We start from the raw sequence: 14,588 nt of genomic DNA on the forward strand, positions 1-14,588 counted from the left end.
GGTGGTGTTCGACCCCGACGGGACCGTGCTGATCACCGGTGGTACCGGTGGGATCGGCGCGGTGGTGGCCCGCTACCTGGTCGCCGAGCGCGGGGTGCGCAAGCTGGTGCTGACCTCCCGCAGCGGCCCGCAGGCGCCGGGCGCCGCCGAGCTGGCGGCGGAGCTGGGTGCGCGGGTGGTGGCCTGCGACGTCTCCGATCGCGCCGCCGTCGCGCAACTGCTGGCGGGCATCGAGGACCTGACGGCGGTGTTCCACGCGGCCGGGGTCGGCGACAACGGCCTGGTGGAGGCGATGACGCCGCAGCGGTTGGACGCGGTGCTGGCGCCGAAGGCGGACGGTGCCTGGTGGCTGCACGAGCTGACCGCCGACCGGGACCTGGCGGCGTTCGTGATGTTCTCGTCGGCGGGGGGCCTGGTCCTCGCGGGGGGCCAGGCCAACTACGCGGCGGCGAACGTGTTCCTGGACGGGCTGGCCGCGCACCGGCGGTCGCTGGGGTTGCCGGCCACGGCCGTCGCCTTCTCGCTGTGGGATGTCGGCGCCGGGTTCGGGCAGCAGCTGTCGCAGGTGGACCGGCGGCGGATGCAGGTGCAGGGCCTGCCCGTGATCCCGGCCGAGGACGGGCTGCGGATGTTCGCGGCGGCGCTGGACTCGCCGGTAGCGACCGTGGTGCCCGTCCGGGTCGACGCGGCGGCGTTGCGGGCCCGTACCGATGTGATCCCGGCCCTGCTGCGTGATCTCGCGCCGCGGCAGGCCCGCCGCGCGGCCGCGGCCGCCGCGCCCGCCACCGGGCTCGCCCACCGGCTCACCGCACTCGCCCCGGCCGACCGGGTGGACGCGATGCTGGAACTGGTCCGCGGCCGGGTCGCGCACGTGCTCGGCCACCGCGGCGCCGCCGACATCGATCCCGACAAGGCGTTCCGGGAGCTGGGCTTCGACTCGCTGGCCGCGGTCGAACTGCGTAACCAGCTCGCCGCCGAGACCGGCCGCACGCTGCCCGCGACCCTGGTCTTCGACTACCCGACCGCGACGGTGCTGGCCGCGTACCTGGCGGCCGACCCGCTCGGCGCCGACGGGCGCGGCGCCACCGGCACGGTGTCGTCGCCGGTCAGCGACGACCCGGTCGTCATCGTCGGCATGGCCTGCCGGTTCCCCGGCGGCGTCAGCACCCCCGAGCAGCTGTGGCAGCTGCTGCTCGACGGCACCGACGCGATCACCGGGTTCCCCACCGACCGCGGCTGGAACCTCGACGACCTGTACGACCCGGACCCCGACCGCGCCGGCACCTCCTACACCCGCTCCGGCGGGTTCCTGCACGGCGCCGCCGACTTCGACCCCGCCTTCTTCGGCATGTCGCCGCGCGAGGCGCTGGCCACCGACACCCAGCAGCGGCTGCTGCTGGAGACCACGTGGGAGGCGCTCGAACGGGCCGGGATCGACCCGCGGTCGCTGCGCGGCAGCCGCACCGGCGTGTTCACCGGCGTCATGTACAACGACTACCACCTGCTGCTCGGCGACGACTTCGAAGGCGCCAACATCGCCGGCAGCTCACCCAGCGTCGCCTCGGGACGGCTGTCCTACGTGTACGGGCTGGAAGGCCCCGCCCTGACCGTCGACACCGCCTGCTCGTCGTCGCTGGTCACCCTGCACCTCGCCGCCCAGTCGCTGCGCGACGGCGAATGTGACCTCGCCGTGGCCGGCGGGGTCAGCGTCATGTCCACGCCGCGCACCTTCGTGGAGTTCTCCCGGCAGCGGGCGCTGTCCCCCGACGGCCGGTGCAAGGCGTTCTCGGACGGCGCCGACGGCACCGGCTGGTCGGAAGGCGCCGGTCTGCTCGTCCTGGAACGCCTCTCCGACGCGCGCCGCAACGGCCACGACGTCCTGGCCGTGGTACGCGGCTCCGCCGTCAACTCCGACGGCGCCTCGAACGGCCTGACCGCGCCGAACGGCCCGTCGCAGCAGCGGGTGATCCGGCAGGCGCTCGCCAACGCCGGTCTCCGCCCCGCCGAGGTCGACGCGGTCGAGGCGCACGGCACGGGCACCACCCTCGGTGACCCCATCGAGGCGCAGGCGCTGCTGGCCACGTACGGGCAGGAGCGGGAGAGCCCGCTGCTGCTCGGGTCGATCAAGTCGAACATCGGCCACACCCAGGCCGCCGCCGGGGTCGCCGGGATCATCAAGATGGTCCTGGCGTTGCGCCACGCGGTCCTCCCGGCGACGCTGCACGCCGACACCCCGTCCTCGCACGTGGACTGGTCGGCGGGCTCGGTGGACCTGCTGACGCGGCGGCGGGACTGGCCCGAGACCGGCCGGCCGCGCCGGGCCGGGGTCTCCTCCTTCGGGGTCAGCGGCACCAACGCCCACGTGATCCTGGAGCAGCCAGAACCCGTTCCCGCGACACCGGGTTCCGCGACGGGGGGCGTCACCCCGTGGGTGCTCTCCGCCCGCTCGGCGGACGCACTGCGGGACCAGGCCGCCCGCCTGCTCGCCGTCGTCGCGGCCGACGGCGAGTCCGTGGACGGCGCCGCCGACGTGGGCTGGTCGCTGGCCACCGGCCGGGCCGTGTTCGAACACCGGGCCGTGGTCTTCGACGCCGACGGGCTGCGCGCCCTGCTCGACGACGACGCCGACGTGGTCACCGGGGTCGCCGCGCCGCTCGGCAGGACGGTGTTCGTCTACCCCGGGCAGGGCTCGCAGTGGGCCGGGATGGGCCGGGAACTCATGGACACCTCGCCGGTGTTCGCCCAGCGGCTGCGGGAGTGCGCCGACGCCCTGGCCCCGTACGTCGACTGGTCGCTGATCGACGTCCTGCGCGGCACCGGCGGCGCGCCGACCCTGGACCGGGTCGACGTGGTGCAGCCCGCGCTGTGGGCGGTGATGGTCTCGCTGACCGAGGTGTGGCGCTCGCTGGGCGTACGGCCCGCCGCGGTCGTCGGCCACTCGCAGGGCGAGATCGCCGCCGCGACGGTCGCGGGCGCCCTCAGCCTCGACGACGGCGCCCGGGTCGTGGCCCTGCGCAGCATCGCCGTGGCCGACACCCTCGCCGGGCTCGGCGGGATGATGTCGGTGGCGCTGCCCGCCGACGACCTACGCTCGCGCATCGACGAGCGGACCGGCGTCGCCGGGATCAACGGCCCCCGGTCCACCGTCGTGTCCGGCGCACCCGAGGCCCTGGACGAGCTGACCGCGGTGCTGGAGGCCGAGGGCGTACGGGTCCGCCGGATCCCGGTGGACTACGCCTCCCACTCGCCCCAGGTCGAGCTGATCCGCGACCGGGTCCGCGCCGAACTGGCCCCGCTCACCCCCCACAGCGCCGAGGTGCCGTTCTATTCCACGGTCACCGCGCAGCCGATCGACACCGCCGGTCTCGACGCCGACTACTGGTACGCCAACCTGCGCAACACCGTGCGGTTCGCGGAGACGATCCGGGTGCTGCTCGACGACGGCCACCGCGCGTTCATCGAGCCCAGCGCACACCCGACGCAGACCGTCGGCATCGAACAGACCCTGGAGGACACCGGCATCGACGGCGTCGTCGTCGGCACCCTGCGCCGGGACGAGGGCGGCCCGCGCCGGCTGCTGAGCTCCGTCGCGACGGCGTTCGTGCGGGGCGTGCCGGTCGACTGGGCCGCGCTGTACTCCGGTGGGCGACGGGTCGGGCTGCCCACCTACCCGTTCCAGCGGCAGCGTTTCTGGCCGCGGCCCGCCGCCGCGACTCCGTCCGCCGCCGACCCGGTCGACGCCGAGTTCTGGCACCTGGTCGACGGGGGTGGCCTGGGCAGCGCGCTGGAGCTCGACCCGGCCGCGGCGGCGTCGCTGACGCCCGCCCTGGCGGCCTGGCGGGCACGGCGCCGCCTGCGGTCCACCGCCGACGCGCTGCGCTACACCGACACCTGGAAGCCGGTGACCGTGGCCGGTGGGCTCGGCGGGCGCTGGCTGGCCGTCGTCCCCGCCGAACCCGACGCGTGGGTGCGTTCCGTACTGGCCGCGCTCGGCGTGGACGGGGTGCCCGCCGGTGCCGCGTTCGACACCGCCGGCCTGACCGGCGTGGTGTCCCTGCTGGACCCGCCGCAGGCCGCGACCCTGGCCGGCAGCGGCCTGGAGGTGCCGGTCTGGTGCCTGACCCGGGGCGCCGTCGCGGTGGGCCGCACCGATCGGGTCACCGCGCCCGAGCAGGCCGCACTGTGGGGTTTCGCCTGGGCGGGCCTCGTCGACGTGCCCGAACAGGTCGACGAGCGGGCCGGGCAGCGCCTCGCCGCGGTGCTCGGGGGTGACGAGGACCAGGTCGCGATCCGGCCCGCCGGGGTGTTCGCGCGCCGCCTCGTGCATGCGCCCCGCTCCGCCACCGACCCGGCCACCCCGGTGCCGGCCGGTTCGCCGCCCGGCCGGCGGGACGGCACCCGGCCGGTGCACGGCACCGCCCTGGTCACCGGCGACGCCGACGGGGCCCTCGCCGACTGGCTGCTGGGCCGGGGCGCCGAGCGGGTCGTGACCGCCGATCCCACCGACCGGGCGGCGCTCGCCGAACTGATCGCCCGGCACCGCCCCACCCTGATCGTGCACGGCACCGCTCTGACCGGCGGCGACCTCGACACGCTGCGGACGGCCGGGCGCAACCTGCACGAGCTGGCCGGCGACGCCGAAGGGTTCGTGCTGTTCTCCGCCGGTGGCGCCGACGGCGCCGCCGTGGCCGCCTGGCACGACGGGCTGGCCCGCTGGCGTCGCGGCCAGGGACTACCCGCCACGTCCGTCACGGTGAGCGGCGGCCTGCGCCGGACGAGCCCCTCGACCGGCCCGGCAGCGCCGGACGACGCCGGGCCGTCCGCCCCCGAGGCCGACACCGGCCTGCCGGCCGCCGCCCGGCGCGACGGGGTGCGGCCGCTGGAGCCCACCATGATGCTGGCCGCGGCAGGCGCCGCCCTCGACGACGACCTCGCCACGGTGACCATCACCGACACGGACTGGTCCGTCTTCGCCCCGGCGTTCGCCGCCACCCGGCGCAGCAACCTGCTGGCCGACCTGCCGGAGGCCGCCGCCGCGCTGACCGAGACCCCGGCCGGCGGCGACGAGCCGGAGTTCACGCGGCGGCTCGCCGCGATGACCGAAACCGAGCGGGACCGTACGCTGCTGAGCCTGGTCCGCGCCGAGGCGGCCCGCTGCCTCGGGTACGCCGACGCCGACACCCTGCCCAGCGGGGTGACGTTCCGCGACCTGGGCTTCGACTCGGCCGGCGCCGTCGACATGCGCAACCGGCTGCGCCGCCGCACCGGCCTGGCCCTGCCCGCGACGCTGGTGTTCGACCACCCGGAACCGGAGAAGCTCGCCGCGCACCTGCGCGCCGAACTGTTCGGCACCGCACCGGCCACCGCCCCGGTCGTCGCCGCCGCACCCGCCGCCGCCGACCCGATCGTCATCGTCGGCATGGCCTGCCGCTACCCGGGCGGGGTGTCCACCCCCGAACAGCTGTGGCAGCTGGTGGCCGAGGGCCGGGACGCGGTCACCGACTTCCCCACGGACCGGGGCTGGGACCTCGACACCGTCACCACGGCGACCCGCCAGGGCGGCTTCCTCACCGACCTGGCCGACTTCGACGCGGAGTTCTTCGGCGTCTCGCCGCGCGAGGCGGTGTCCATGGACCCGCAGCACCGGCTGCTGATGGAAACCACCTGGGACGCCATCGAGCGGGCCCGGATCGCACCGACGTCGCTGCGGGGCAGCCGTACCGGCGTGTTCGTGGGCACCAACGGCCAGGACTACTCCGACCTGAAGGTCAACGCCGGGTCCGGCGCCGACGCGTACGCGCTGACCTCGACGATCGCCAGCGTGCTGGCGGGGCGGATCTCCTACCTGGCTGGGCTGGAGGGCCCCGCGATGGCAGTGGACACGGCGTGCTCGTCGTCGCTGGTGGCGATCCACCTGGCCGCGCAGTCGCTGCGCGGCGGCGAATGTGACCTGGCCCTGGCCGGTGGCGTGTCGGCCATGTCGACGCCGGGGGCGTTCGCGGCGTTCACGGCGCAGGGCGGCCTCGCGGCGGATGGGCGGTGCAGGTCGTTCTCCGACGACGCGGACGGCACCGGCTGGGCCGAGGGCGCCGGCGTGCTCGTCCTGGAACGGCAGTCCGACGCGGAGCGCAACGGCCACCGGATCCTCGCCGTACTGAGGGGCTCGGCGGTCAATCAGGACGGCGCGTCGAACGGCCTGACCGCGCCGAGCGGCCCCGCGCAGCAGCGGGTGATCCGGCAGGCCCTCGCGAACGCGGGCCTGGCCCCGGCCGATGTGGACGTCGTGGAGGCGCACGGCACCGGCACCCGGCTCGGCGACCCGATCGAGGCGCAGGCGCTGCTGGCCACGTACGGACAGGACCGGGCCGAGCCGCTGCTGCTGGGCTCGCTGAAGTCGAACATCGGCCACGCCCAGGCCGCCGCCGGGGTCGCCGGTGTGATCAAGATGGTGCTGGCGTTGTCGCACGGCACCGCGCCGAAGACCCTGCACGTGAGCGCGCCCACCACCACCGTGGACTGGGATTCCGGGTCGATCCGGCTGCTGGCCGAGGCCGCGCCGTGGCCCGAGACCGGGCGGGCCCGGCGGGCGGCCGTGTCCTCGTTCGGGGTCAGCGGCACCAACGCCCACCTCATCCTGGAGCAGGCCGGGGACGCGGGTGCCGCGCCGCCGCCCGCCCGGGTCCGGGCCGCGGCGCTCCCGTGGCTGGTCTCCGGCAGGTCCGAGGCGGCGCTGGACGCGCAACTGGCCCGGATCCGGGACGCCGCCACCGGTCACGACCCGGCCGACGTCGGCTACGCGCTGGCCGCGACCCGGTCCGCCTACGAGCACCGCGCCGTGCTGCTGGCCACGGCCGACGGCGTCACCGAGGTGGCCCGGGGCGTGGCGGCGCCGGGGGAGCTGGCGGTGCTCTTCTCCGGCCAGGGCAGCCAGCGCCTCGGCATGGGCCGCGACCTGTACGCCCGCTTCGACGTCTTCGCCGACGCGCTGGACGAGGTGCTGGCCCGGCTCGACCTGCCGCTGCGCGAGGTGATGTGGGGCGAGGACCCGGACCTGCTGGACCGTACGGAATGGACCCAGCCCGCCCTGTTCGCCGTCGAGGTGGCGCTGTACCGGCTGATCGAGTCGTGGGGGGTGCGCCCCGGCTTCGTCGGCGGGCACTCCATCGGCGAGATCACCGCGGCGCACGTGGCCGGGGTGCTCACCCTGACCGACGCGTGCGCCGTCGTCGCCGCGCGCGCCCGGCTCATGCAGGCGCTGCCCTCCGAGGGCGGCGCGATGATCGCGGTGCAGGCCGACGAGCGGGAGGTGCTGCCGCTGCTGACCGGCGGGGTCGGCGTCGCCGCCTGCAACGGGCCGGGGGCCGTGGTGGTGTCCGGGCGGGCCGACGAGGCCGAACGGATCGCCGCGGCTTTCGCCGCCCGGGGCCGCAAGACTAGCCGTTTGCGGGTCAGCCATGCGTTTCACTCTCCGCTGATGGATCCGATGCTGGACGACTTCCGGGCGGTGGTGGCGAGCGTGACGCTGTCCCCGCCCCGGATCCCCGTCGTGTCCAACCTGACCGGCGACATCGCCACGGACGCGCAGCTCACCTCGCCCGACTACTGGGTGCGGCACGTGCGGGAGACCGTCCGCTTCGCCGACGGGATCGCCACCCTGACCGGCCTGCGCGCCACGGCCCTGCTGGAACTCGGGCCCGACGGGGTGCTGTCGGCGCTCGCCGAGGGCTGCGTGCCCGCCCTGCGCAAGGGCCGCGACGAGGAGGCGACGCTGCTCACCGCGCTCGCCCGGCTGCACGTGCGGGGCGTGCCGGTCGACTGGGTGCGGGTCTTCGCGGGCACCGGCGCCCGCGCGGTGGACCTGCCCACGTACGCGTTCCAACGGCGGCGGTACTGGCCGCAGCCGTCCGCGTCCGGCTCCGACGACGCGTTCTGGGCGCTGGTCGAGCGCGACGACCTGGGGTCGGTCGCGGCCGAACTGGACGCCGACCGGGACGCGCTGGGCGCCGTGCTGCCCGCCCTGTCGGCCTGGCGGCACCGCCGCCGCGAGCGGTCCGTGACCACCGCGCTGCGCTACCGGGAGCTCTGGCGTCCCGTTCCGGACGCCGTCCCACGCGCCTCGGTGCTGCCGTGGCTGGTGGTCACCGGCGACGACGCCGACGAGCGGGCGGCGTTCGTGCTGGCGGCGCTGGGCGGCGACACGGTGTCCCTGCACGCCGGTGCCGACGACCGGGACGGGCTGACCGAGCGCCTGACCGGCACCGGGCCCGTCGCCGGGGTGGTGTCGCTGCTCGACGCCGCCGGCACCACGACGCTGATCCAGGCGCTCGGCGGCGCCGGGATCACCGCGCCACTGTGGGCGGTCACCCGGGGCGCCGTGTCCGTGTCCCCGGCCGACCCGGTCACCGACCCGGCGCAGACCGGCGTCTGGGGTGTCGGCCGGGTCGCCGCGCTGGAGACCCCCCAGCGCTGGGGTGGCCTGGTCGACCTGCCGCAGGTGCTGGACGAGACGCCGGCCGCGCGCCTGGCCGCCGCGCTCACCGGCGACGAGGACCAGGTGGCCGTCCGCCCGGACGGGACGTACGCGCGCCGGCTCGTGCCCGCCCCGGGCGTCGTCGGGCCGCAATGGTCGCCGGCCGGGACCGTACTGATCACCGGTGGCACCGGCGCGCTGGGCGCTGCCGTGGCGCGTGACCTGGCCGCCCGGGGGGCCGCGACGCTGGTGCTGGCCAGCCGTAGCGGCCCGCAGGCGCCCGGCGCCGGTGAGCTGTTCGCGGAACTGACCGGGCTCGGCGCGCGGGTGCACATCGTGGCCTGCGACGTGGCCGACCGCGCCGCGGTGACGGCGCTGCTGGCCGCGCACCCGGTCGACGCGGTCGTGCACACCGCCGGGATCCTCGACGACGGCATGCTGGAAAGCCTGACCCCGCAACGGTTCGCGGCGGTACAGCGGGCCAAGGTGGACTCGGCGCTGCTGCTCGACGAGCTGACGCGCGGGCGCGAGCTGAGCGCGTTCGTGCTGTTCTCCTCGGTGGCGGGCGCGGTCGGCAACCCGGGCCAGGGCAACTACGCGGCGGCCAACGCCATGCTGGACGGCATCGCGCAGCGGCGGCACGCCCTCGGCCTGCCCGCCACCTCGATCGCCTGGGGTGCCTGGGCGGGCGAGGGCATGGCGTCCGGCACCGGCATCCCCGCGATGCGGCCCGAGCACGGCCTGGCCGTACTGCGCCAGGTGGTGACGGAGCCGGACCCGACCGTCGTCGTCGCCGACCTGCGCCGGCCCGAGCTGCTGACCGCCCTGCTGACGACCCGGCCCAGCCGGCTGCTGGCCGAGCTGCCGGAGGCCCGTACCGTGCTGGAGTCCGTGCGGGCCGCGCACGGTGCGGGCGCCGCGGAGCTGGACCGGCGCCTGGCCGGGCGCTCCCCGGCCGAGCGGGCCGCGGTGCTGCTGGAGGCGGTCCGCGCGGAGGTGGCGGCGGTGCTCGGCTACGCCGACGCGGCCGCGGTCGGCGCGGACCGGGCGTTCCGCGACCTCGGGTTCGACTCGCTGACCGGGGTGGAGCTGCGCAACCGGCTCGGCGCGACCACCGGGCGGGTGCTGCCCGCCGGGGTCGTCTTCGACTATCCGACGCCGCGGGCGCTGGCCGGATTCCTGGCCGGCGCGGCGCCCGACGCGCGACCCGTGGCGGGCGCCCCGGTCGACGAGCCGGTGGCCATCGTGGGCATGGCCTGCCAGTTCCCGGGCGGCGTGCGCTCGCCCGAGGACCTGTGGCAGCTGCTGCTGGACGGCGGGGACGCGATCGGGCCGTTCCCCACCGATCGTGGGTGGGACCTGGACCGGCTCATCGCGGGCAGCGCCACCTCCGAGGGTGGGTTCCTCGCCGACCCGGCCGGCTTCGACCCCGGCTTCTTCGGCATCAGCCCGCGCGAGGCGCTGCTCATGGACCCGCAGCAGCGGTTGCTGCTGCAGACCTCGTGGGAGGCGTTCGAACGGGCCGGCATCGACCCGGCGAGCCTGCGGGGCAGCCGGACCGGGGTGTGGGTCGGCACCAACGGCCAGGACTACGCGAGCGTGCTGCTGGACGCGGGACAGGACAACGAGAGTCACGTCCTGACCGGGCTGGCCGCCAGCGTGATCTCGGGGCGGCTGTCGTACACGTTCGGGCTCGAAGGGCCCGCGATGACGGTCGACACGGCCTGTTCCGCCTCGCTGGTGGCGCTGCACCTGGCCGCGCAGGCCCTGCGGCAGGGCGAATGCTCGCTGGCGCTGGCCGGTGGCGCCACGGTCCTGGCCAGTCCGCGCTCGTTCTACCTGCTCACCCAGCAGGGGGCGCTGCCCGCCGACGGGCGGACCAAGGCCTTCTCCGACGCCGCCGACGGCACCGGCTGGGGTGAGGGCGTCGGCATGATCGTGCTGGAACGCCTCTCCGACGCCGAACGCCACGGCCACCAGGTGCTGGCGGTGATCCGCGGTTCGGCGGTCAACCAGGATGGTGCCTCGAACGGCCTGACCGCGCCGAGCGGCCCCGCGCAGCAGCGGGTGATCCGGCAGGCCCTCGCGAACGCGGGACTGGCCCCGGCCGATGTGGACGCGGTCGAGGCGCACGGCACCGGCACCCGGCTCGGCGACCCGATCGAGGCGGGGGCGCTGCTGGCGACGTACGGCGGGGAGCGGGCGGCGCCGCTGCTGCTGGGTTCGGTCAAGTCCAACATCGGGCACACCCAGGCCGCCGCGGGCGTCGCCGGGGTGATCAAGATGGTGCTGGCGCTGCGGCACGGCATTCTTCCTAGGACGCTCCACGCGCAGCGTCCCACGTCACATGTGGACTGGGGCAGCGGCGACCTGCGGCTGCTCACCGAGACGACGCCGTGGCCCGCGACCGGCCGGGCCCGCCGGGCCGGGGTGTCGTCGTTCGGGCTCAGCGGCACCAACGCGCACGTCGTACTGGAACAGGCGGCCCCGGCGCGGACCCCGGCCCCGGTGGTCGTCGCGCCGCCGGTCGTGCCGTGGGTGCTGTCGGGCCGCTCCGCGGCGGCGGTGCGCGACCAGGCCGCCCGCCTCGCCGCGATGCTGCAGGTACCCACCCACCCGGACGGTCAGGCCACGGACGGCCAGGCCACGGTGGGGCAAGCCACGGATGGTCAGGCCACGGACGGCCGGGCCCCGGGCGCGCGGGCGGCGGAGGCTGGGGCCCCAGCCTCCGCCGCCGCGGTGGACGTCGCCCACGCGCTGCTGACCACCCGGGCGCTGTTCGAGCACCGCGCGGTCCTGCTCGACGGCGGCCGCGACGACCTGCTGGCCCTCGCCGGGGACCGGCCGTCCCCGGCCGTGATCACCGGCGCGGCGGGGGCCGCCGGCAAGGTGGTGTTCGTCTTCCCCGGCCAGGGTTCGCAGTGGATCGGCATGGGCCGCGACCTGCTGGCCACCTCGCCGGTGTTCGCGGACAAGATCGACGAGTGTGCGGCGGCGCTCGCGCCGTACGTGGACTGGTCGCTGCGCGAGGTGCTGTCCGGGGGCGACGGGGCGCCGTCGCTCGACCGGGTCGACGTCGTGCAGCCCGCCCTGTGGGCCGTACTGGTCGCGGTGGCCGAGGTGTGGCGTTCGCTCGGCGTCGAACCGGACGCGGTCGTCGGCCACTCCCAGGGCGAGATCGCCGCGGCGACCGTCGCGGGCGGCCTCACCGTCGCGGACGGCGCCATGATCATCGCGTTGCGCAGCCGCATCGCGCTCGACTCGCTGGACGGCGTCGGCGGCCTGGTCTCGGTGTCGCTGCCCGCCGCCGACATCGCGGCCCGGGTCGCCGCGTGGCCCGCCCTGCAGGTCGCCGCGTTCAACGGCCCGTCCGCCGCGGTGGTCTCCGGCCCGGTCGCCGAGCTGGCGGAACTGCAGGCGACACTCGCCGCCGACGACATCCGGCACCGGCGCATCCCGGCGGCGTTCGCCTCGCACTCCCCGGCGGTGGAGGTCATCCGCGACCGGGTGCTGGCCGCGTTCGCGCCGGTGCGGCCCCGCAGTTCGCGGATCCCGTTCTACTCGACCGTGACCGCCGGGCTGCTCGACACGGCGGGGCTCACCGCCGACTACTGGTACCGCAACCTGCGGAAGACCGTCGAGTTCGAGTCGGTCACCCGCCTGCTCGTCGAGGCGGGCCACCGGGTGTTCATCGAGCCCAGCGCCCACCCGGTGCTGACCGGCGCGGTCGAGCAGACCCTGGAGGCCGTGGGCGCCGACGGTGTCGTGCTCGGCACGCTACGCCGCGACGAGGGTGGACTGCCGAGGCTGCTGGCCGCCGCCGCCGAGGGATTCGTCCGCGGACTGCCGGTCGACTGGACCGCCGTGGTGCCCGCCGGGCGGCGGGTGGACCTGCCCACGTACGCCTTCCAGCAGCAGCGCTTCTGGCCGCGAGCGGCGGCCCCGCATGCCGGTGATCCGGCGGACGCCGCGTTCTGGGAGCTGGTCGACAGCGGTGCGCTCGCGACCGAACTCGACCTGGACGCCGACACCGCCACCACGCTGCTGCCCGCCCTGGCCACGTGGCGGGACCGCAAACGCGGCGACGCCGTCACGGATCGGTGGCGCTACCGGGACGCCTGGGTGCCGGTGGCTCCCGGTGCCGGCGCGCCGCAGGGCCGGTGGCTGGTGGTCGTCCCCGCGACCGGGAGCGACCCGGTCGACGCGCGGCGCCGCTCGGCGGGCGCGGCCGGATCGTCGGGTGTGGAGTGTTGGACCGGTGCGGTCCTGGCCGCGCTGGGACCCGACACCGTCCGGTTGGAGATTCCCGCCGACACCGACCGGGCCGCTCTCGCGCGGCGGATCGCCGACGCGGCGAACGATCCCGCCAACCCGCCGTTCGCCGGGGTGCTCAGCCTGGCCGGTCTCGCCGGCGGGCGCGACGGCGCGGTACCCCGGGGGCTCGCCGCGACCGTGCTGCTGCTGCAGGCCCTCGGCGACGCGGGCCTCACCGCGCCGCTGTGGGTGGCGACCGCCGGCGCGGTCGGCACCGGCGACGCCGACCCGGTCACCGCGCCGGAACAGAGCGCGCTGTGGGGCTGGGGCCGGGTCGCCGCGCTGGAGGTGCCGCAGCGGTGGGGCGGCCTGGTCGATCTGCCCGGCGGCGTCGACGACACCGCCGCCGCGCGGCTGGCCGGCGCGCTGGGCGGCCCCGAGGACCAGCTCGCCGTTCGCGCCACCGGCACGTACGGCCGCCGCCTCGTGCCCGCCCCCGCCGTCGCGGGCGAGCACGCCGGTGGTTTCCGGGCGCGGGGCACCGTACTGATCACCGGCGGCACCGGTGGCATCGGCGGCTACCTGGCCCGCTGGGCCGCCGCGCGCGGCGCCCAGCACCTGCTGCTCACCAGCCGTCGCGGCGCGGACAGCCCCGGCGCCGCCGAGCTCGCCGCCGAACTGGCGGAACTCGGCGTCGGCGTCACCGTCGCCGCGGTCGACGTCGCCGACCGTGCGGCGCTGGCCGACCTGCTCGACTCGATCCCGGCCGAGCGTCCACTGACCGCGGTGGTGCACGCGGCGGGCGTCGGCACGGGCGACGCCCCGGTCGAGTCGATCACCGGTGAGCAGCTGGAAGCGTTGCTGCGCGCCAAGCTCGTCGGCGGCTGGAACCTGCACGAGCTCACCGCGGACCGGGAGCTGGACGCGTTCGTCGTGTTCTCGTCCGGTGCGGCCAGCTGGGGCAGCGGCGGCCAGGGCGGCTACGCGGCGGGCAACGCCTTCGTGGACGGCCTCGCCCGGTACCGGCGGGCCCGCGGCCTGCCCGCCACCTCGATCGCCTGGGGCACCTGGGGCGGCGCGGGCATGGCCACCGACCAGCGGATCCTCGCCCACCTGCTCAAGCGCGGCGTGAACGTGATGGATCCGGCGCTGGCGATCGCCGTGCTGCAACGGGCCATCGAGGACGGTGCGGTCGGCCTGACGGTCACCAACACCGACTGGGCCCGGTTCGCCCCGGCGTTCACCGCGGCCCGGCCCAGCCCGCTGCTGGCCGACCTGCCGGAGGTCCGCGACGCCCTGCGCGACACCCCCGGGGCGGAGCCGGACGACGGCGAGACCGCCCTGGTGCGCCGCCTGGCCGGGCTGGCCCCGGCCGAGGCCACCCGGGTGCTGCTGGACGCCATCCGTACGGAGGCGGCCGCCACGCTCGGCTTCGCCGGCACCGACGAGCTGACCGGCGGCCGGGCGTTCCGCGACCTGGGCTTCGACTCGGTGACCGCGGTGGAGCTGCGTAACCGGCTGCGGACCCTGACGGGCCGCCGTACGCTGCCGGCCGCCCTGGTGTTCGACTACCCGACCCCGAACGCGCTGGCCGACTACCTGCGGGCCGAACTGCTGCCCGACAGCGTCGACGCGCCCGACGACCCGGACGCCGGGATCCGCGCGGCGCTGGCGGCGATCCCGATCAGCCGCCTGCGCCAGGCGGGGCTGCTGGAGATGGTGCTCCGGCTGGCCGACGACGACGCACCCACGCCCGAGCGGCCCGACGAACCGGCCGCCACCTCGATCGACGACATGGACGCCGCCAGCCTGCTGCGGCTCGCCATCGACGGCACCTCGAACTGACCCGAGACAAGGACGCTTG

At 76.4% G+C, this 14,588-nt stretch carries 1 protein-coding gene (only partly in view); it reads left to right on the plus strand.

The features are described 5' to 3' along the window. Positions 1–14,569: the 3' portion of a type I polyketide synthase gene (locus tag EV385_RS35450; protein WP_242625162.1), read on the plus strand. It extends 13,610 nt beyond the left edge of the window; the window shows 14,569 of its 28,179 coding nt (coding positions 13,611–28,179); the start codon falls outside the window, past its left edge; it ends in the stop codon at positions 14,567–14,569. Positions 14,570–14,588 lie beyond the last annotated feature (19 nt).

The organism is Krasilnikovia cinnamomea (assembly GCF_004217545.1).
Taxonomy (GTDB): Bacteria; Actinomycetota; Actinomycetes; order Mycobacteriales; family Micromonosporaceae; genus Actinoplanes; species Actinoplanes cinnamomeus.